19 protein-coding genes are annotated in these 19,829 nt (G+C 69.5%); 8 read left to right on the top strand and 11 right to left on the bottom strand.

What is annotated here, in order from left to right:
- The first annotated feature begins 128 nt into the window (after positions 1-128).
- Entirely contained in the window at positions 129-524 is a 396-nt protein-coding gene (locus tag H2041_RS02515; RefSeq protein ID WP_293409083.1) for an NADH:ubiquinone oxidoreductase subunit NDUFA12, read from the top strand.
- 7 nt (positions 525-531) lie between these two features.
- The gene (locus tag H2041_RS02520; protein ID WP_293409085.1) at positions 532-1,152 is read left to right on the top strand and encodes a DUF2155 domain-containing protein; all 621 of its coding nucleotides are present in this window, start codon (positions 532-534) and stop codon (positions 1,150-1,152) included.
- On the opposite strand, the gene aat is transcribed toward H2041_RS02520, so the two are convergent.
- The 4 genes from aat to H2041_RS02540 are packed head-to-tail and all read right to left on the bottom strand — an operon-like array spanning position 1,098 to position 4,051.
- On the bottom strand, positions 1,098-1,745 hold the full coding sequence (gene aat / locus H2041_RS02525; protein ID WP_367132557.1) for a leucyl/phenylalanyl-tRNA--protein transferase: 648 nt from the start codon (positions 1,743-1,745) through the stop codon (positions 1,098-1,100). The two genes, H2041_RS02520 and aat, sit on opposite strands and share 55 nt — an antisense overlap.
- Before the next feature lie 7 nt (positions 1,746-1,752).
- On the bottom strand, positions 1,753-3,105 hold the full coding sequence (gene accC / locus H2041_RS02530; RefSeq protein ID WP_293409087.1) for an acetyl-CoA carboxylase biotin carboxylase subunit: 1,353 nt from the start codon (positions 3,103-3,105) through the stop codon (positions 1,753-1,755).
- Positions 3,106-3,109: 4 nt separating this feature from the next.
- Complete coding sequence (accB, locus tag H2041_RS02535; protein ID WP_293409089.1) at positions 3,110-3,586, bottom strand: acetyl-CoA carboxylase biotin carboxyl carrier protein; 477 nt, start codon at positions 3,584-3,586, stop codon at positions 3,110-3,112.
- Between the two features lie 27 nt (positions 3,587-3,613).
- Positions 3,614-4,051: a type II 3-dehydroquinate dehydratase gene (locus tag H2041_RS02540; protein ID WP_293409091.1), complete on the bottom strand. Its 438-nt coding sequence runs from the start codon at positions 4,049-4,051 to the stop codon at positions 3,614-3,616.
- Between the two features lie 88 nt (positions 4,052-4,139).
- On the opposite strand from H2041_RS02540, the gene thiS reads away from it, so the two are divergent.
- Both thiS and H2041_RS02550 read left to right on the top strand, forming a co-directional pair.
- Positions 4,140-4,340, top strand: a complete 201-nt coding sequence (thiS, locus tag H2041_RS02545; protein ID WP_293409093.1) for a sulfur carrier protein ThiS — start codon at positions 4,140-4,142, stop codon at positions 4,338-4,340.
- A 1-nt stretch (position 4,341) separates the two neighbouring features.
- Positions 4,342-5,145 carry a thiazole synthase gene (locus tag H2041_RS02550; RefSeq protein ID WP_293409096.1) on the top strand — a complete coding sequence of 268 codons (804 nt, stop codon included), beginning with the start codon at positions 4,342-4,344 and terminating at the stop codon, positions 5,143-5,145.
- Here H2041_RS02550 and H2041_RS02555 read toward each other — a convergent pair.
- The 3 genes from H2041_RS02555 to H2041_RS02565 form a co-directional block, all read right to left on the bottom strand.
- The gene (locus tag H2041_RS02555) at positions 5,142-5,858 is read right to left on the bottom strand and encodes a DsbA family protein (RefSeq protein ID WP_293409098.1); all 717 of its coding nucleotides are present in this window, start codon (positions 5,856-5,858) and stop codon (positions 5,142-5,144) included. The genes H2041_RS02550 and H2041_RS02555 overlap by 4 nt on opposite strands.
- A 55-nt stretch (positions 5,859-5,913) precedes the next feature.
- Positions 5,914-7,305, bottom strand: coding sequence for a M48 family metalloprotease (locus H2041_RS02560; protein WP_293409100.1), 1,392 nt, complete (start codon positions 7,303-7,305; stop codon positions 5,914-5,916).
- 62 nt (positions 7,306-7,367) lie between these two features.
- Positions 7,368-10,004, bottom strand: coding sequence for a ribonuclease E/G (locus H2041_RS02565; RefSeq protein WP_293409102.1), 2,637 nt, complete (start codon positions 10,002-10,004; stop codon positions 7,368-7,370).
- A 411-nt stretch (positions 10,005-10,415) separates the two neighbouring features.
- Between H2041_RS02565 and H2041_RS02570 the strand changes: the two genes are divergently transcribed.
- The 4 genes from H2041_RS02570 to H2041_RS02585 all read left to right on the top strand — a co-directional run bounded on the left by H2041_RS02570 (position 10,416) and on the right by H2041_RS02585 (position 16,003).
- Positions 10,416-11,603 carry an N-acetylmuramoyl-L-alanine amidase gene (locus tag H2041_RS02570; protein ID WP_293409104.1) on the top strand — a complete coding sequence of 396 codons (1,188 nt, stop codon included), beginning with the start codon at positions 10,416-10,418 and terminating at the stop codon, positions 11,601-11,603.
- A 110-nt stretch (positions 11,604-11,713) separates the two neighbouring features.
- A complete protein-coding gene (locus tag H2041_RS02575) occupies positions 11,714-14,101 on the top strand; it encodes a penicillin-binding protein 1A (RefSeq protein ID WP_367132566.1) in 2,388 nt (795 codons plus the stop codon).
- 87 nt (positions 14,102-14,188) lie between these two features.
- Positions 14,189-15,302 (top strand): peptide chain release factor 2 gene (gene prfB / locus H2041_RS02580; RefSeq protein ID WP_293409107.1). Its coding sequence is split into 2 segments (ribosomal slippage): positions 14,189-14,257 and positions 14,259-15,302, totalling 1,113 coding nucleotides; the frame shifts between segments, so codons are not numbered across the junction.
- Positions 15,302-16,003 (top strand): 2-phosphosulfolactate phosphatase, encoded by a 702-nt coding sequence (locus H2041_RS02585; protein WP_293409109.1) that lies wholly within the window; start codon positions 15,302-15,304, stop codon positions 16,001-16,003. Before prfB ends, H2041_RS02585 begins: the two co-directional genes overlap by 1 nt.
- Positions 16,004-16,011: 8 nt before the next feature.
- Here the strand turns inward: H2041_RS02585 and H2041_RS02590 are convergent, their stop codons facing one another.
- The 4 genes from H2041_RS02590 to tyrS all read right to left on the bottom strand — a co-directional run bounded on the left by H2041_RS02590 (position 16,012) and on the right by tyrS (position 19,748).
- Positions 16,012-16,548, bottom strand: a complete 537-nt coding sequence (locus tag H2041_RS02590; RefSeq protein WP_293409111.1) for a polymer-forming cytoskeletal protein — start codon at positions 16,546-16,548, stop codon at positions 16,012-16,014.
- The gene (locus H2041_RS02595; protein WP_293409113.1) at positions 16,526-17,692 is read right to left on the bottom strand and encodes a M23 family metallopeptidase; all 1,167 of its coding nucleotides are present in this window, start codon (positions 17,690-17,692) and stop codon (positions 16,526-16,528) included. The genes H2041_RS02590 and H2041_RS02595 overlap by 23 nt, the downstream gene beginning before the upstream one ends.
- A 247-nt stretch (positions 17,693-17,939) precedes the next feature.
- Positions 17,940-18,404 carry a peroxiredoxin gene (locus H2041_RS02600; protein WP_293409115.1) on the bottom strand — a complete coding sequence of 155 codons (465 nt, stop codon included), beginning with the start codon at positions 18,402-18,404 and terminating at the stop codon, positions 17,940-17,942.
- An 18-nt stretch (positions 18,405-18,422) separates the two neighbouring features.
- Positions 18,423-19,748, bottom strand: a complete 1,326-nt coding sequence (tyrS, locus tag H2041_RS02605) for a tyrosine--tRNA ligase (protein ID WP_293409117.1) — start codon at positions 19,746-19,748, stop codon at positions 18,423-18,425.
- Between the last annotated feature and the right edge of the window lie 81 nt (positions 19,749-19,829).

Here is a 19,829-nt window from a genome sequence, read left to right on the forward strand (position 1 = left end):
CCCCCGCAATAGATGTTGCGCTTTGTCGCAGGTTCGTCCCCAACATCTTGTTGGCTGCGCGATGCTGGACGGGCAGGTGGCGGAGACCTATAGTCCGCGCCAATTCCTCCCAGCCGGGTTTGTCCAAAGTGTTCAAAGCGATCTTCACCTGGTGGAACGGCGCCACGATGGGCGCGAAGTTCCATATCGGCCGCCGTGGCGTGCTCGTGGGCCAGGACGACTACGGCAACAAGTACTACGAGGCCAAGGACGCCTCGGACTCCTATGACGGCCACAAGCGCCGTTGGGTCATCTTTTCGGGCTATGCCGAGGCCTCCAAGGTGCCGGCCGAGTGGCACGGCTGGCTGCACTACACCTTCGACGAACCGCCGAACCGCGAGCCCCTGCCGCGCAAGCCTTGGGAAAAGGACCACCTGCCCAACCTGACCGGGACGGTCTACGCCTATCGCCCCGAGGGCTCGCTCGCCCGTGGCGGCGAACGGCAGAAGGCCACCGGCGACTACCTGCCCTGGACGCCGGAATAGGCCCCACATGCGCCGCCTGCGCGCCCTGATGCTTGCCGGCGGCCTGATGGTCGCCGGGGCCGTCGCCGCCCAGACGACGCCGCCTGCGCCCCAGGCGCCGGCGTCGGGTCCTGAGCCCACGCCCCAGCCCGCGCCGGCCGCCCCGGGGCCCATCCTGCCGGACGCCCCGGCTTCTCTTCCCGTGCCCCCGCCCGAACCGGCGCCGGAGCCGCAAGCCGAGGCCCCCGCCGCGCCTGAGCCCAAGGCGCCGGAGGAGCCGGAAGAGCCCAAGCCGCCGATGAAGCGGGCGCGCTACGATGTCGCCATCCTGCAGGCGCTCGACAAGGTGACGGCCGAGACCATCCGTTTCGAAGCGCCCGTGGGCCAGCCGATCCGCTACAAGAGCCTGGTCTTCACGGTCCGGGCCTGTGAGCTGTCCGCGCCGGACGAGCCGACGCCGGACGCGGTCGCCTATCTGACGATCGACTCCCAGCCGAAGGCCGTGCAGGGGCGGCCCACGCCGCCGGCGCGGCAGGTCTTCCGCGGCTGGATGTACGCCGCCTCGCCGGGCCTGAACCCGGTGGAGCATCCGGTCTACGACGCCTGGCTGATCACCTGCAGGGCGGCCTCGCCGGTCAGGGGCGGCTGATCGCCGAAGGCGGCGACGGCGCCCAGGGCGTGGCTGAGTCGGCGGTGGTATTCGGTGCGCGAGATCTGTTCGGCGCCGAACTGGGTCAGATGGTCGGTGATGAACTGGGCGTCGAGCAGGCGATAGCCGCCGGCGATCAGCCGCGCCACAAGGTGCGCTAGCGCCACCTTCGAGGCGTCGGTCGCCCGGGAGAACATGCTCTCGCCGAAGAAGGCCGCGCCGAGCGAGACGCCGTAGAGCCCTCCGACCAGAACGCCGTCACGCCAGCATTCGACGCTGTGGGCGCAGCCGATGTCGAAGAGTTCGCCATAGAGGTTCTGGATGGTGGGATTGATCCAGGTGTCCTGCCGGCCCGGCGCCGCCTCGGCGCAGAGGGCGACCACCTGGTCGAAGGCGGTGTCGAACCGCACCTCGAAGGGATCGCGCCGCACCGTCCGGGCCAGGCGCCGCGGTACGTGGAAGGCGTCGAGCGGAATGACGCCCCGCCATTCGGGATCGACCAGGAAGATGCGGTCGTCCTCCCGGGCGTCGGCCATGGGGAAGACGCCGCGCGTGTAGCAGGCCAGCAGCTGTAGAGGGCCGAAGGCCTCCATGGCGCTCCTAGCTGTCGGCCGCCTGGGCCTTGATCCACTTCTCCAGCCAATGGATGTTGTAGTCGCCGGCGAGGATCTCCGGCTGGAGCAGGAGATCCTGGAAGAGCGGGATGGTCGTGTCGACGCCGCCCACCACCATTTCACCCAGGCAACGGCACACGCGCGCGATGCACTCCTCGCGGTCGCGGCCGTGGACGATCAGCTTGCCGATCAGGCTGTCGTAATAGGGCGGGATCGAATAGCCGGCATAGACCGCCGAATCGAGCCGCACGCCGAGGCCGCCCGGCGCGTGGAAGTCGGTCACCCTGCCGGGGGAGGGCGTGAAGGTGCGCGGGTTCTCGGCGTTGATCCGGCACTCGATGGCGTGCCCCTCGAAGACCACCTGGTCCTGGGTGAAGGAAAGGGGCAGGCCGGCGGCGATGCGGATCTGCTCGCGCACCAGATCGATGCCGGTGATCGCCTCGGTGACCGGGTGTTCGACCTGCAGGCGGGTGTTCATCTCGATGAAGAAGAACTCGCCGTTCTCGTAGAGGAACTCGATGGTGCCCACGCCGAGGTAGCCGATGGCCTTGATCGCATCGACGACCACCTTGCCGATCTTCTCGCGGGCGGCGGCGTCGATGGCGGGGGAGGGCGCCTCCTCCAGAACCTTCTGGTGACGGCGCTGCAGGGAGCAGTCGCGTTCGCCCAGGTGGCAGACATTGCCGAAGGAGTCGGCGACGACCTGGATCTCGATGTGCCGCGGCTTCTGGAGGTAGCGCTCCATATAGACCGCATCGTCGCCGAAGGCGGCTCGGGCCTCGGCGCGCGCGGTGGACACCGCCTCCGCCAGAGACTCGCGGTCAAGCGCCACCTTCATGCCGCGTCCGCCGCCGCCGGCGGCGGCCTTGATGAGCACCGGGAAGCCGATCTGCTCGGCCGCGGCGAAGGCCTCTTCCTCGCTGGTGATCGCCCCGTCGGATCCGGGCACCACCGGAATGCCCGCCGCCCTTACCGCCTGCTTGGCGGTGATCTTGTCGCCCATCATGGTGATGTGCTCGGGCCGCGGACCGATGAAGGTGAAGCCGTGGGCGTTCACGATGTCGGCGAAGCGGGCGTTCTCCGACAGGAATCCATAGCCGGGGTGGATCGCCTGCGCGCCGGTGATCTCGGCTGCGGCGATGATGGCCGGGATGTTGAGGTAGCTCTTGGCCGCCTGGGCGGGGCCGATGCAGACGCTCTCGTCGGCCAGGCGGACCCACATGGCGCCGGAATCGGCCTCGGAATGGACCGCCACGGTGGCGATGCCCATCTCCTTGCAGGCGCGGTGGACGCGGAGGGCGATCTCGCCCCGGTTGGCGATGAGGATTTTCTCGAACATCGATCTACTCGATGACGACGAGCGGCTCGCCGAACTCGACGGGTTGGGCGTCCTCGACCAGGATCTCCGCCACCTTGCCGCCGCGCGGGGCGGGGATGGGGTTCATGGTCTTCATGGCTTCGATGATCAGCAGGGTCTGGCCGGCCTGGACGGTGTCGCCCACCTTGACGAAGGCCGGAGCGCCCGGCTGGGGCTGCAGATAGACGGTGCCGACCATGGGCGACTTCACCGCGTCGTCCCGCGCCGGCGCGACGACGGGGGCCTCGGCGACCGGCGGCGCGGCCGCCAGGGCCGGAGCAGGCGCGGCATGAGCCGGCGCGGCCACCGTGGCGCTCACCGTCACCTGCCTGGCCACCCGGATCTTCAGATCGTCGCGTTCGACCTCGATCTCGGTCAGTCCCGTCTCGGTCAGGATGTCCGCCAGTTTGCGGACCAGGCGTGCGTCGATGGGATCGGCGGGAGCCTTGGGACTGCTAGCCATGGAATAGACCCTTGCTGCTGGGAGGCGTCAGGCGCTCAGGCGCGCCGCGGCCTCGACGGCCAGTTCGTAGCTCATAACGCCGAAACCGGAGACGAGCCCCGTGGCGGCGAGCGAAACATAGGTGTGGCGGCGGAAGCTCTCGCGCGCCGCCGGATTGGAGAGGTGGCACTCGACCACCGGTATCTCGAGCGTCTTGAGCGCGTCGAGAAGGGCGATGGAGGTGTGCCCGTAACCTGCGGGATTGATGATGAGGGCGCTGGCGGCGGTTCGCGCCTCCTGCACCCAGTCGATCAGCACACCTTCATGATTGGATTGGCGGAACTCGATCGTCCGGCCAAGCGACTTCGCGCGCCGCTCGCAGGCGGCGCGAACGTCGTCGAGGGTCTCTTTCCCATAAATCTGAGGCTCGCGTGCGCCCAGGAGGTTGAGATTGGGCCCGCTCAGCACATAGATCGGTTTCGACATTCGGCTCCGCCGGCGATTCCGCCGTCTTGTAACGGGCGCGGGCGGGGGTCACAAGCATCGCGGCCGCAGACCTGCGGCGAGAGACGTCATGAACCTGACCATCAACGGCGAACAGAGGGCGATGGCCCCGGTTCCCCACCTGGCGGCCCTGGTCGCTGAACTGGGTCTCGATCCGCGCAAGGTGGCGGTCGAGCGCAATCTCGAGATCGTGCCGCGATCGGCCTACGGCGAAACGCCGGTCGCCGACGGCGACAGGATCGAAATCGTGCACTTCATCGGAGGCGGCTGACATGGACGACGCAGCGAACCTGGCGGCGGTCGCCGCCGACGACACCTGGACGGTGGCGGGCCGCACCTTCCGCTCCCGCCTGATCGTGGGCACAGGCAAGTACAAGGACTATGCGACCAACGCCGCCGCCGCCGAAGCCGCGGGGGCCGAGATCGTCACCGTCGCCCTGCGGCGCGTGAACCTGTCCGATCCCAGCCAGCCCATGCTGGTGGACCATGTGAAGCCCGAGCGCTTCACCTTCCTGCCCAACACCGCCGGCTGCTTCACCGGCGAGGAGGCGGTGCGCACCCTGCGCCTGGCGCGCGAGGCCGGCGGCTGGAATCTCGTCAAGCTGGAGGTTCTGTCCAACACCAAGCACCTGCTGCCGGACATGGAGGAGACCCTGCGGGCGCTGAAGCTGCTTGTGGCCGACGGGTTCGAGGTGATGGTCTACTGCACCGACGATCCGGTCTACGCCCAGAAGCTGGAGGAGGCGGGGGCGGCGGCCATCATGCCTCTGGGGGCTCCGATCGGCTCGGGCCGAGGCATCCAGAACCTGCTGAACCTCGGTCTGATCGTCGAGCAGGCCAAGGTGCCGGTGCTGGTGGACGCCGGGGTGGGCACCGCCTCGGACGCGGCCGTGGCCATGGAGCTGGGCTGCGACGCCGTGCTGATGAACACGGCGATCGCCGAGGCCAAGGACCCCATCCGAATGGCGCGGGCCATGCGCCACGCGGTGATCGCCGGGCGTGAGGCCTATCTGGCCGGGCGGATGCCCAAGCGCATGTACGCCGACCCCTCCTCGCCGCTGTCGGGCCTGATCTAGGCCCCGGCCTTCGCCTCGGCGATGGCGGCCTTCAGGGCCTCCAGGTCGGCGCCGGAGATGATCCTGTCGCCGACCACGAAGGCGGGCGTTCCGTTGATGCCCAGGTTGGAGGCCAGCTCGTGGGTGTCGACGATCTGCTGGTCGATGTCGGGCGACTTGGCCGCCTGGCGGGCGGCGGCCGGGTCGACGCCGACGGCGCGCAGGTGGCGGTCGAGGGCGGCGTCGTCCAGGCTCTTCTCGGCCATCAGCCGTTCGTGCAGGGCGAGGGTCTTGGGCTTGACCTGATCGGTCAGCATGACGGCCGCGGTCTCGTTGGACTGCTCGCCGAAGATCGGGAATTCCTTGAAGACGAAGCGGACGTTCGGATTCGCCTCGATCAGCTTCTGCACCTCGGGCGCGATCAGCTTGCAGTAGCCGCAGCGGTAGTCGAAGAACTCCACCACCGTGACGTCGCCGTCCGGATTGGCGACGAAGTCGCGCGGATCGCGCTCCAGCTCGTCGCGATACTCCGAAAGAGCGGCGGTCGCCGCCTGAGCGGCCTCGGCCTCGCGCTTCTCGTTCAGCTTCTGGACAGCCTCCTCGATCACCTCGGGATGCTCCAGCAGGTAGGCGCGGACGCGGTCGCCGAAGGCGTCGTCGGAGACGCGGTCGCAGGCGGAGAGCGCGAGGGCGGCGGCGCAGAGCGCCAGGGCGGCGGGCAAGGGCTTTCTCATCTTGGTCCAGATAGGGCGGTTCGGGAAAAATGCGAACGCGATAGCGGCGACGCCTTCAGCGGATCTGGCCGCGGCGGATCGCGCCTTCCTGGGCGAGTTCGCGCAGGTCTTCCCTGGAGGGATCCGATGTCAGGACGATGTCCGTGGCGCGGCGCCATTCGGGCGTGTCCTTGGTCAGCATCTCGCGGGCGCGCATGGCGAACACCCGGGCCTGCTGCTCGTCGCCGATGTGGAAGTTGTATTCCGCCGTCGCCAGCCGCGCGCGGCCGTCGTCGCCGCTGCGGTCGTAGGCCTCCGCCAGCAGGCGCCAGGCCACGGCGTTGTCATTCTCCTGGGTCAGGGCCTTGCGCAGTTCGGCGATGCCTTCCTCGAGCTTGGCCTGGTCGTTCAGGGCGATCAGGGTCTGGCCGAGGTTGATGCGCAGCAGCGGCGCCTCGGGCATCAGTTCGACCGACTTGCGCTGCGGCGCCTCGGCCTCCGGGGCGCGGGCGAACTCGAAGAGGATCTGGCCCTTGAGCTCCCAGAGATAGGGGTTCTCCGGCTGTTCGAGCAGCAGCTCGTCGATCATCCGGATGGCCCGGTCGGGATCCTTGGTCTGGTAGTAGGCGATCGCCCGGGCGTAGCGCGCCGGGTAGGAGTCGTCCTTTTCGCTGTAGTCGATCAGCGCCCGCTGCGGATTGATGAAGCCCTGCAGCTTGGCCTTCATGATCGCGTGTTCGGCGAGCGCCTCCTCGCTGTCGACCTTGTCGTAGTCGGGCAGGGTCTCGGCCTTGCTGCGCAGGCGCTCGATCCGGTCGGAGGAGAGGGGGTGGCTGCGGAAGTAGGCGTAGCGGCGCGCCTCCTGGAAGACCTCCTGGTAGCGGAACTTGTCGAAGAATTCGACGAGACCGCGGCCTGAGATGCCGGCCTTGTCGAGCAGGCCAAGACCGGCCTGGTCGGCGCGGCCCTCCTGTTCGCGGCTGTAGCCCAGTGCGGCGAGGGTGCCGAACTGGCCGGCGCTGCCCATCAGGGCCACGGCCGCATCGCCGGCGCCGGCGAAGGCGGCCAGGACGCCCAGGCCCATGGTGAGAAGGAAGGGCCGCATGCCGGCCTGCTGCATCTCCCCGGAGCGGGCGCTGTGGCCCGCGGCCAGGTGGCCGACCTCGTGGGCGATGACGCCCTGCAGCTGATTGGGGTTCTCCGACTCCAGGATCAGGCCGGTGAACACCCCCATCGTGCCGGGGGCGGCGAAGGCGTTCAGCTCCTTGGAGCCGATCAGCAGGATGTCGATGCGCGAAGGATCGATCCCGGCCGCCCGCAGGATGGGATCGGAGTCCTTGAGAAGGATGGCCTCGATCTCGGTGTCCCGGATCAGCGACAGGCCCTCCTGGGCCTGGGCCGTCACCGGGGCGAGCGCGACGCTGAACGCCAGCGCGGCGGCGGCGACGGCTCGGCTGAGGGAACGCAAGGGGGAGGCCATACTCATTCTCTCGATCGCATCCCCCTTACGCCCAATCTCAGACTAGCGCGTCATCCGCGGCGCCACCACCCTCGCTTCGGCTTGGCCGGCGGAGCGGTGATCTCGGCCGGATCCGGCGCGGCCGCGACGGGTTCGACCGCCTGTTCCGGCGTGGCCGGCGGCTCGCTGGCGACGGCCGCCACCGAGACGGGCTCGTCCGCCGGCGCAGGCGCGGCTTCGGGCTCCGCCGCCGGAGCGGACTCGGTCTCGGCGGCCGGAGGGGCCTCGGCCGCGGGCTCGGCCTTGCGGCGGGTCCGCGTGCGCTTCGGCTTGGCCGGCGCAGGGGCCTCCGCCTCGGCGGGGGCCTCTTCGGCCGGAGCCGCAGCCTCGACCTCCGGCGTCTCGGCGGGCGCCTCGTCGGCCGCCTCCGCCGCCAGTTCGGCGTCCTTGGGCTTGCGCGAGCGCGTGCGTCGGCGCTTCGGCTTCTCCTCGGCTTCGGGCAGTTCCACCCAGACGTCTTCGTCCGCGGCGGCGGCGGCGGCCGGGGCCGGGGCTTGAGACGCCGGCTCGGGCGCGGCCGCAGCCTCGCTCACGGGCGCCGCCGCGCGGGGCGGCTGCGCCTCGCCCTCGCCGACGGCCATGCGCTGGTCTTCGGAGAGATCGAACCAGACGAAGGGATCGTCGCCATAGGGGACCCAGGGCCGCACCCAGGCGAAGGTCTCGCCGGGACGGTCTTCGCGCAGGCGCCGGCCGCCACGGCGGCCACGGCGGCGGCGGCGGCCGCCCGGGTCATCGTCGTTGCGGCTCTCGGCCTCGGGCGCCGGAGCGGCCTCATCCTCGCCGCGACGGCCGTTGCGGCGGCGGCGACGGCGGCGGCGCCCGTTGCGGCCTTCCTCGTCGTCCTCGTCGGGTCGGCTCCGCTCCCGGGCGCGGTCCGGATCGCGGCTGCGGGCCGGCGCAGCCTCGACGACCTCGTCCTCGTCCTCCTCGTCCTCGACGTCTTCCTCGTCCTCGAAGTCGTCGACGTCGTCGTAGGCGGGCTCGGTGAGCATCGGGGCGGCGGGCGCCACCAGGGCGTGGTCCGGCCGGGTTTCCGAGGCCGTCCGCTCGATCTCGTGATCGGCGTGCGGCATGGCGTCGTCGACCATGATGGTCACGAACAGGCCGAAGGTTTCGTGGATCCGCGCGAGGTGGGCGCGCTTCTCGTTGAGGATGTAGAGGCCCACGGCGCGCGGCACGGTGAGCGTCGCCTCGCCGCCGCCCTTCAGCGCCTCGATCTCCAGGGCCCGCAGGGCGGCGAGCGCGCTCGATTCCACCGAGCGGACGCGGCCGGTCCCGTTGCAGTGCTCGCAGACGTGGGTCGTGCCTTCCAGCACGCCGGTGCGGCGGCGCTGGCGGCTGATCTCCATCAGGCCGAAGGCGCTGATCTTGCCCATCTGGACGCGGGCGCGGTCGTCCTTCAGCGCGTCCTTGAGCTTCTTCTCGACGGCGCGGTTGTTCTTCGACTCATCCATGTCGATGAAGTCGATGACGATCAGGCCGGCCAGGTCGCGCAGGCGCAGCTGGCGGGCGGCCTCCTCGGCGGCCTCCAGGTTCGTCTTGAGCGCGGTGGCCTCGATGTTCCGCTCGCGCGTCGCGCGGCCGGAATTGACGTCGATGGCGACCAGCGCCTCGGTCTGGTTGATCACCAGATAGCCGCCCGAGCGCAGGGGCACGACCGGCGTGTAGATCTGCGACAGGTGCTCTTCGACCTTGTGCTTGACGAAGAGCGGGGTGGGATCGCGGTAGAGCTGAACCTTCTTGGCCTGGGACGGCATCAGCATGCGCATGAAGTCGCGCGCTTCCTTGAACCCGGCCTCGCCCTCGACGAAGACGCCCTCGATGTCCTTGTCGTAGAGGTCGCGGATGGCCCGTTTGACGAGGTCTTCCTCCTCGTAGATCAGGGCCGGGGCGATGGAGTGCAGCGTCGTCTCGCGGATGTTCTCCCACAGACGCAGCAGATACTCGTAGTCCCGCTTGATCTCGGCCTTGGTCCGCTTGGCGCCGGCGGTGCGCACGATCAGGCCCATGCCCTCCGGCACGTCCAGGCTCTGGACGACGCCCTTCAGGCGCTTGCGGTCGGTGGCCGTGGTGATCTTCCGGCTGATGCCGCCGCCGCGGGCGGTGTTGGGCATCAGGACGCCGTAGCGGCCGGCCAGGGAGAGATAGGTGGTCAGGGCCGCGCCCTTGTTGCCGCGCTCTTCCTTGACGACCTGCACCAGCATGATCTGCCGGCGGCGGATCACCTCCTGGATCTTGTACTTGCGCATGAGGCGCCGCCGGCGGCGGGCGACCTCTTCCTCCATGACGTCGTCTTCGTCGGCGGCGGCCTCGGTCTCTTCGTCGTCAAGGTCGGCGCGCGGCGGTTCGTCGTCGGCCTGTTCCTCGGCCTCTTCACGCAGCAGCGCTTCCCGGTCTGCGACCGGGATCTGATAGTAGTCGGGGTGGATTTCGTTGAAGGCGAGGAAGCCGTGTCGGTTTCCTCCGTACTCCACAAACGCCGCCTGCAGACTCGGTTCGACCCGGGTCACCTTGGCGAGGTAGATATTCCCTCGAAGCTGTTTGCGGTTCTTGCTCTCGAAATCGAAATCTTCAACACGGGCCCCGTCGACCAGCACCACGCGCGTCTCTTCCGCGTGTGCCGCATCGATAAGCATCTTCTTCGACATGTAGTGAATCTCCGCGGCGCGGCGCGAACTCGAGGTTCGGGCGCAGCCGGCTGTTCAAGTGGGCGCGCGCAGGGTCGCAGACCGCGGCTTCGAAGCCGACGGCGGTCCCGGCCAAACGCCGGAATGGGGCTCGTGCGACGCTGCCCATGGGTGTTGTCCTAGTCACGCCTGCAAGGCGAGGATCGGTGGAGCGTCGTCGCCGAACGTCATGTCGGGCCGACGCAGCTGTTTCGCGCCAACGGGAAGGCCTGTGAGTCACGCCCCTCCGTGCGCGGCGCGACTTTGCAACAGTGGATGGAAAAAGGAAAGCCGTCGTGTCCTTACCCGTGGGCTTAACCCTTTCTCCATGGGGCCTGGTGTTTAATGCCTCCTGAACGCCTCAAAAAACGTCCTGGTGGGTGAGTGCTGCGTATGCTCGCAAGAGTCCGCGAGATTCTCCGGAAAACCCGTTTCATTGCTGCAGGCGCGGCGGCTACGGCCGTCGGCGTGCTGGCGGCGGTGACCGTCGGCGAGGCGGCCGCGCCCGCGGCCGGCGTGCTGGGCGTCCGCCTGGGCGGCGATTCCGCTGAGACCCGCCTGGTCATCGACCTGGATCGCGGGGCGACCGGCAAGGTCAGTCTCGACGGATCCGGCGGCCGGGTGGTCCTGGCCCTGCCGGGCGTGGCGCCGAACGCCAACCTGCAGGGCGCGGGGCGGGGCCTGATCAAGGCCTGGATGATCGACGGCTCGAACGGCGCGGCCCGGCTGCAGATCGACCTCGCCGGCAAGGGCGAGATCAAGCGCCGATTCCTGCTGCCGCCGGCCGACGGGGTCGGCCACTACCGCTATGTGATCGACATCGCCGCCGTCGGCCCGCCGCAGGCGGTCTTCACCTCGCGGCCCGCCTCCAGAAGCGCCGCCCGACCGGCGCCGCTGCCGCTCAAGAAGGTGATCGTCATCGACGCGGGCCACGGCGGCAAGGACCCTGGCGCCCGCGGCGCCCGCGCCAACGAAAAGGACATCAACCTCGCCGCCGCGCTCGCCCTCCAGGCCCGCCTGGAGAAGGGCGGCAAGTACAAGGTGGTGATGACCCGCAGCACCGACGTCTACGTGCCGCTGGAATCGCGGGTGCAGATCGCCCGGCGGGCCGGGGCGGACCTGTTCATCTCGCTGCACGCCGACGCCGGGGCCGACACCGAGACGCGCGGGACCTCGGTCTACACGCTCTCGGAACAGGCTTCGGGACGCGCCGCCCAGTTCGTGAGCAAGGACGACTGGTTCATGAACGCCAGCCTGCACGGCGGCGACAAGGGGGTGCGCGACATCCTCTTCGACCTGACCCAGCGGGCCACGAAGAACCGCTCGGCCAACTTCGCCGAGGGGCTGCTGGAACGGGTGGACGACCACATGCCGCTGCTGCGTCGCAGCCATCGCGACGCGGGCTTCGTGGTCCTGCTGGCCCCCGACGTGCCCGCGGTCCTCCTGGAAATGGGCTTCGTCACCAACAAGCACGACGAGGCCCTGCTGGTCGACCCTCGCCACCGCGCTCGCTTCATGGACAGCGTCGGCGACGCCATCGACGACTACTTCGCCGGTCAGACCCAGGTCGCCTCGCGCTGAGGCGCGGCCTGGGCCGCCTGCGACCCGCCGTCTCGGGGGCGTTGGCGCCCGCGGCGATGCACGCTAGATGACGGCGGGCGGGGTGAGGGCGCCCGTGGAGGTCTGACCAGTTGAATCCCCCTGAAAGATGGGTTGCGATCGCCGGCGTGGCGGTCCTGAGCGTCATCGCGGTGGCCGGTTTCGCCGTCGCGATCTACGCCGCCTGGCTCTTCCACGACATGCCCGACGCCGGCGACCTGGCCGACTACAGGCCGCCGACCTCGACGCGCGCCTATGCCTGGGACGGCACCCTGATCGGGGAGTTCTCGCTCGAGCGCCGCATCTACGTCCCCTACGACCAGATGCCGGACCAGCTCGTGCAGGCCTTCATGGCCGCCGAGGACCGCAACTTCTTCCACCACGGCGGCGTGGACGCCATGGGCCTGACGCGGGCCATGCTGAAGAATGTCGGCAACGCCGCCCGCGGCCGCCGGCTGGAAGGCGGCTCGACCATCACCCAGCAGGTCGCCAAGAACGTCCTCCTGACCAGCGACGCCACCATCGGGCGCAAGTTCAAGGAGGCGGTGCTCGCCCAGCGGCTGGAGAAGTCGCTCGGCAAGGAGCAGATCCTCGAGCTCTATCTGAACGAGATCTGGCTCGGCTATCGCTCCTATGGCGTCGGCGCGGCGGCCTACAACTATTTCGGCAAGTCGATCACCGATCTGACCCTGGCCGAGGCGGCCTATCTGGCCGCCCTGCCCAAGGGCCCCCAGAACTACCACCCCCTGCGGCGCAAGGAGGCGGCGATCGCCCGCCGCAACTGGATCCTGGGCGAGATGGCCGAGCTGGGCTGGGTGACCGAGGCCGAGGCCCAGGCGGCCATGCGCCAGGACCTGGTGGTCCAGGAGGCGCCCACCCGGGCCAAGTACCGCGACGCCGACTATTTCGTGGAGGAGGTCCGCCGCCGGGGCCTGGCCACCCTCGGATCGCGCCTCAACGAGGCCGGCTACTACATGCGCACGACGCTCGATCCGCGGCTGCAGACGGCGGCGCGCATGGCCCTGATGGACGGCCTGGAAGCCTATGATCGCCGTCACGGCTGGCGCGGCGCCTGGGGCCAGGTGGAGATCGCGCCCGGCTGGCAGGCCGAAGCCAAGAAGGAGGCCGTGCCGGCCGAACGGCGCCGCTGGCGGGCGGCCGTGATCACGCGCGCCAGCGGCGGCGACGTGCGGGTCGAGGTGGCCGAGACCGGGGCCAGCGGCGCCCTGGCCGGCGAGGATGTCGCCTGGGCGCGTGCGGGCAAGGGCCTGAACGTCGGCGACCTGGTGTTCGTCGAGCCGCCGGAGCGGGACGGCGGGGCCTTCCGCCTGAAGCAGATCCCGGCCGTCAACGGCGCGCTGGTGGCCATCGAGCCCTATTCGGGCCGCGTGCTGGCCATGGTCGGCGGATATTCCTTCTCGCTGTCCAACTTCAACCGCGCGACGCAGGCCATGCGTCAGCCGGGCTCGGCGTTCAAACCGATCGTCTATGCCGCGGCCCTCGAGAACGGCTTCACCCCGGCCAGCACGGTCATGGACTCCATGATCACGCTGCGGGGCGCGAACGACGGCGAGACCTGGACGCCGGAGAACTACAATCGCCGCTACTACGGCGCCCTGACCCTGCGCCGGGGCCTGGAACTCTCGCGCAACGCCATGACGGTGCGGCTGGCCAACAATGTCGGCATGCGCAAGATCTCCGACCTGGCTGTGCGGATGGACGTGGTCGACCAGATGGACCCGGTGCTGGCCATGTCGCTCGGCGCGGGCGAGACGACGCCGTTCCGCCTGACCGCCGCCTATGCCGCCTTCGTCAACGGCGGCCGCAAGATCGATCCGCACCTGATCGAACTCGTCCAGGACCGCGAGGGCAAGGTGGTCTACCGCGCCGACCGCCGCGACTGTCCGCGTTGCGGCGCGGGCTTCAACGGCGACGAGAGCCCGCGCGTGCCGCCGGGCGGGGCCCAGGTCATGGACCCGATCACCGCCTATCAGATCACCTCGATGCTGCAGGGCGTCGTCCAGCGCGGCACGGCCACCTCCGTCTCGGTCCTGGGGCGGCCCGTAGGCGGCAAGACGGGGACGACGAACGAGTATCGCAGCGCCTGGTTCGTGGGATTCACGCCGCAGATCGTGGCGGGCGTGTTCGTCGGCTTCGACGACAATCGCTCCCTCGGCTATGGCGAGACCGGCACCCAGGCCGCCGCCCCGATCTTCACCGCCTTCATGCAGGAGGCGATCAAGGGCATGCCGGAGGCCGACTTCAAGGCGCCGGAGAACGCCAAGTACGCCACGGTGCGCGGAATCCGCGAGGCGTTCCGGCCCGGCACCGAGCCGCGGGCGCCGACGCCCGTCTCCACGGCCGGTTCCAGCGGTCCCATGCCCTACAACAAGGTCTGGCCGGACGGCCGGGTGTCCGGCGCCGGCAGCGCCGGCGAAGCCGCCGCCCCGGGCGACGACGACATGAGCGGATTGTATTAGCGGCCGGGTCGCGTTATCCCGCCCGACCCTGAACGGCCGCGCCTTCCACAGGCGGCGGCCCTCCACCCAGATCGCCAGGAGTGATCCATGCGAGCGGATGTCGAGGCCATGGCGGCCGACATCGAGCAGTCCGTCGGACTGCTCAGGAGGCGACTTTGACTGGGAGCCTGCGCTCCGTCGTCTCGACGAACTGAACGCCCGGGTCGAGGACCCGACCCTGTGGGACGACTCGGCCCAAGCCCAGTCGATCATGCGCGAGCGCCAGCGTCTGGCCTCCCAGGTCGACGCCGTGAAGGACCTGGAGCGCAGCCTCGCCGACGCCATCGCGCTTGCGGAACTGGCGGACGAGGAGGGCGACGAAGCGACCCTGGAGGAGGCGCGCGCTGAACTGCGCGCCATCAAGGAGCGCGCCGCGCGCGCCGAGCTGGAGGCCCTGCTCTCGGGGGAGGCGGACGGCAACGACGCCTATGTGGAAATCAATTCCGGCGCCGGCGGCACGGAGTCCAACGACTGGGCCGGCATGCTGCTGCGCATGTACACCCGCTGGGCCCAGCAGCACGGCATGAGCGTGGACCTGGTCGAGGAGACGCCGGGCGAGCAGGCCGGCATCAAGTCGGCGACGCTGCAGGTCAAGGGGACCAACGCCTATGGCTGGCTGAAGACCGAGGCGGGCGTCCACCGCCTGGTGCGGATCTCGCCCTTCGATTCCGCCGCCAAGCGCCATACGAGCTTCGCATCGGTCTGGGTCTATCCCGTGGTGGACGACACCATCGAGATCGAGATCAACCCGGCCGACGTGCGCACCGACACCTACCGCGCCTCCGGCGCCGGCGGTCAGCACATCAACAAGACCGACTCCGCGGTGCGCCTGACGCACATCCCGACCGGCGTCGTCGTCGCCTGCCAGGCGGGCCGTTCGCAGCACGCCAACCGGGACGAAGCCTGGAAGATGCTGCGCGCCCGGCTCTATGAGCTGGAGCTTCAAAAGCGCGAGGCCGAGCAGCAGGCCCTGGAGGACCAGAAGACCGACATCGGCTGGGGCCACCAGATCCGCTCCTACGTCCTGCAGCCGTATCAGATGGTCAAGGACCTGCGGACCGAGGTCGAGACGTCCGACACGCAAGGCGTCCTCGACGGCGACCTGGACGACTTCATGGGCGCATCGCTCGCCCAGCGCGTCGGTCTGACGCGGGAGGACTGATGCGCGTCCATTGCGAGTGGGGGCTGGCCGGCGTCCACGCGCTGCGGGACCGTGTCGCCGCTCTCATCGTCGTGGACGTGCTTTCGTTCTGCACGGCGGTCGATATCGCCGTCAGCCGGGGCGCCGTCGTCTATCCTTTCCCCTATGGCGACGCGACCGCCGCCGAGGTGCGCGCCAAGCATCTTGGGGCGGTGGCGGCCTCTCCCGATCGCGCGGGCGATCAGGTCAGCCTTTCGCCCGCCTCCCTGGCCAGGCTGAACGCCGGGGACAAGATCCTTCTCCCGTCGCCCAACGGCTCGCGCCTTTCGCTGGAAGGGGGCGGCGCGATGACGATGGCGGCCAGCCTTCGCAACGCCTCGGCGGTGGCCGAGCACGCGCGCCAACTTGTCGGCGGCGCGGACGTGGCCGTGATCCCCGCGGGCGAACGCTGGGCCGACGGATCGCTGCGGCCGGCGATCGAGGATCTGCTTGGGGCGGGGGCGGTCATCGCCGCGCTCGGCGGCGTCTGTACGGCCGAGGCCGAGCTCGCCAGGCGCGCCTTCATGGCCGCAGGCGGTGATGTCGCCGATCTGGTGGCCGACAGCCTTTCGGGCCGCGAACTCACCGGCCGGGGCTTCGCCCGGGACGTCGAGCTGGCGGTCGAGATCGATGTCAGCGCGACCGTACCGCTGCTGGTGAACGCCGGCTACCGGCGCGCCTGAGGGCGGCTCTAGAAAACGGGTTTGGGCTGCGGCGCGCCGCCGGCCGCCGCCGTCTGAGCAGGCTTTTCGTCCTGCGAAGCGGCTGGCGCCGGCGCCGACGGGGCGTTGGCCTGACCGGCCGGCGCGGCGGGGCGCTGGAACTTCAGGCTGCGGCCCTGGAAGAACGCGCCGGTTTCCATGGCCAGCTGTTCGTGGGTGATGTCGCCGTCCACATAGGAGGTGCCGTAGAGGCGCACCTGCTTGGCGGTGATCGCGCCGATCACGCGGCCGCGGGCCTCGACCGCCTCGGCATAGATGGAGCCTTCCACGTGGCCGGTGTCGCCGATGGTCAGCTTGCTGACGCGGATGTCGCCGCGCACCACGCCGTCGATGTGGAGCTCGCCCTCGCCGGAGACGCCGCCTTCGATGGTCATGTTCTCGGCCACCAAAGAGGCGACCTTGGGAGACTTGCGCGTCGCCGGGCTCTCGGGCGGGGTCGCCGCCGGCGAGTCGAGCTTCGGCTCCGGGCGGCCCGAAGCCGTCTTAGTCGGCTGCTTGCTGAACATACTCGCCCGCCTTCACAAATCGGCTGGGGTTCTGGGCCCGACCATTGACCCAGACCTCATAGTGGAGATGAACGCCGGTGGAGCGTCCGGTGGAGCCCATCGCGCCCACGCGCTGGCCCACGGCCACGCGCTGGCCCGGCCGCACGGCGATGGTCTGCATGTGGGCGTAGCGGGTCTTGAAGCCGTTGCCGTGGTCGACCTCGACGGTGTTGCCATAGCCCGAGCGCACGCCGGCGAAGGAGACGACCCCGGGGCCCGTCGACAGGATCGGCGTCATGAAGCCGCCGGCGAAGTCGAGGCCCGAATGGAAGGCCGGGCGCTTGGTGAAGGGGTCGAAACGGACGCCGAAGCCGCTGGACTGGCGTCCGGCGGTGGTCGGCTTGGAGAGGGGCAGTTTCTGGGCGGCGGCGTCGAGAGAGCGCGCCTCGGACAGGTTTGTGGCGGCGTGCTGGATCCGTTCGGCGAAGCTTTCCTCGACGTCGAGCACGGCGGCCAGGGCGCTGGGATCCTTGGCCTCGATCAGCGGCCCGCCGAGCGCGCCGGACTTCGGCGCATAGGCGTTGGGGCTTAGGCCCGCCAGCCGGAAGGCCAGGCGCAGCCGTTCGGCGCGGTTCTTGGCGTAGCTGTCGGCGGAGTCGAGCAGGCGCTCCTGGCTGGCGCGGACCAGCTCGATGCGGCGGACGGGATCGGAGGACGACGGCTCGGTGGCCGCCTTCATGATCTCGGGCGTCAGCGCCTCGGCGGCGCCGGGCGTCGACTTGTAGTCGCTGAGCAGCATGGCCAGAGCCGCATGCCGCTTCTCGACGGACAGGGCGAGGTCGTCGATCGACCCGTTGGTGGCGTTCAGCTGGGCCACGGCGCTGTTCAGGCGCGCCTGGCGATCGGCGATCCAGCGTTCGTACTTGGCCTGGGTGCGGGCGATCTCCTGATCGCTGGCCGACAACTCCATGGCGTTGACCATCATCGCCGCGGTGCAGACGCCCATCCACAGGGCGGCCGCGGCGACCGCGCCGGCGGCCATCAACTGCTTGGAGGTGGTCAGGACGAAGGCCCGCATCTCGCCGCCGGAGCGGACGTAGAGGTGCCTTTCGGGGAACAATTCTTCGAGCGAACGGCGGAGGCGCGTTATGCGTTTCATGCTCATCGCTAACCGTGACCAGGAGCAGTGGCCACGATATGCAATGATAAAAAGGAAGCATGCAAGGCCCCTCGCGCCTCAAGGGAGCGAGAGGGGGCGTTCGCCGGCGTCTTCAGACGTCGTTATCCGAGCCTGAATGTGTGCGCCAGCGCGATCGCCACAGGCGCGTCACCGAGGCGCCACAATCCAGGCGGGCGCGACAATTGTACAACACCGGACGGCCAGGATTGTTCCGCCGTCTCTGACGCTGGTCTTAAAGCGACTGGACCGCGCTCAGCACCGCCTGGGCGTGGCCGGGGACCTTCACCTTGCGCCAGAGGGCGGCGATCCTGCCGTCCCGGCCGATCAGGAAGGTGCTGCGCTCGATGCCCATGTACTTGCGGCCATACATGTTCTTCTCGACCCAGGCGCCATAGGCCTCGGTGACTGCGCCGGTCGGATCGGAGCCCAGCCGCACCTTCAGGTCGTGCTTGGCGGCGAACTTGGCGTGGGAGGCGACGCTGTCCTTGGACACGCCGAGGATCTCCGCCCCGGCCGCTGCGAAGGCGTCCAGGTGGGACGAGAAGTCGATGGCCTCCTTCGTGCAGCCGGTCGTGTCGTCCTTCGGATAGAAGTAGAGGACGAGCGCCTTGCCGGCGTAGTCGGACAGGCGGATGGGCCCGTCGGGGCCTTCCAGTTCGAATTCCGGCGCCGGCGCGCCAACCTCGAGTTCAGCCATCTTGCACCCCGCTGCGATCTAGACCGGTCGGACCAGGACGATCTTCTTCTTGCCCGCCGCCAGCTTTACGACTCCGTCCACGAGGTCGGATGCGTCGATCGTGCGGTTGGCGTCGGCCTCGGCCTTGTCGTTGACCCGCAGGCCGCCGCCCTGGGCCAGGCGGCGGGCTTCGCCGCGCGAACCGGCGAGCCCGGCATCGGCGGCGAGCGCCGCCAGGACGATGCCGGCCTCCAGGTCGGTCCTGGGCACCTCGAAGCTCGGCAGGTCGGTGGAGAGCTGACCCTGCTCGAAGGCGGCGACGGCCGCGGCCTCGGCCGTCTTCGCCGCTTCCGCCCCGTGCAGCAGCGTCGTCGCCGCATTGGCCAGGACCTTCTTGGCCTCGTTGATCTGCGCGCCCTCCAGGGCCTCCAGGCGGGCGATCTCGTCCAGCGGCAGATCGGTGAACAGGCGCATGAAGCGGCCCACGTCGGCGTCCTCGGTGTTCCGCCAGAACTGCCAGTAGTCGTAGGGGCTGCGCATGTCGGCGTTGAGCCAGACGGCCCCGCCCATGGTCTTGCCCATCTTCTGGCCCGAAGCGGTGGACAGCAGCGGCGTGGTCAGGCCGAAGGCGGGCTTGCCGTCGACGCGGCGGATCAGCTCCACCCCGTTGACGATGTTCCCCCACTGGTCGGAGCCGCCCATCTGCAGCACGCAGCCATAGCGGCGCTCGAGCTCCAGGAAGTCCACCGACTGCATGAGCATGTAGTTGAATTCGAGGAAGGTCATCGGCTGCTCGCGTTCGAGCCGCGTCTTGACGCTGTCGAAGCTCAGCATCCGGTTGACGGTGAAGTGGACGCCGTAGTCGCGCAGGAACTGGATGTAGCCGAAGCTCTCCAGCCACTCGGCGTTGTTGACCATCACCGCATCGGTGGGGCCGTCCCCAAAGGTCAGGAAGCGCTCGAACACCGTCTTGATGGAGTCGATGTTGGCCTGGATCTGGGCGTCGGTCAGCAGGGGCCGCTGCTGGTCCTTGTCCGTGGGATCGCCGACCTTGGTCGTGCCACCGCCCATCAGGACGATGGGCTTGTGACCGGCCTGCTGCAGGCGGCGCAGGGTCATGATCGAGAACAGGTGCCCCACGTGCAGACTGGCGGCCGTGGCGTCGAAGCCGATGTAGGCGACGATCGGGCCAGCCAGGCAGGCCTCGTCCAGCTCGGCGGGGTGCGTGATCTGGTGGATGTAGCCGCGCGTCTGCATGAGGCGCAGGAATTCGGACTTGTACGACGTGTCGCTGGTCATGGAGGCAGGCTTCGATTGGGAAGGCCCGGGCTCTAGCACGCAGGGGTCGGCGATTTCGAGGGGCATCTGAGAAGTCTCCGGATCATGGGCCGGAGGCTGTCGCTCAAGAGGAGATGACCAGCGCGCCGACCGAGGGGCAGGCGCAGG

Origin of the sequence: Phenylobacterium sp., from assembly GCF_013911965.1 — a bacterium.
Classification (GTDB): domain Bacteria; phylum Pseudomonadota; class Alphaproteobacteria; order Caulobacterales; family Caulobacteraceae; genus Phenylobacterium.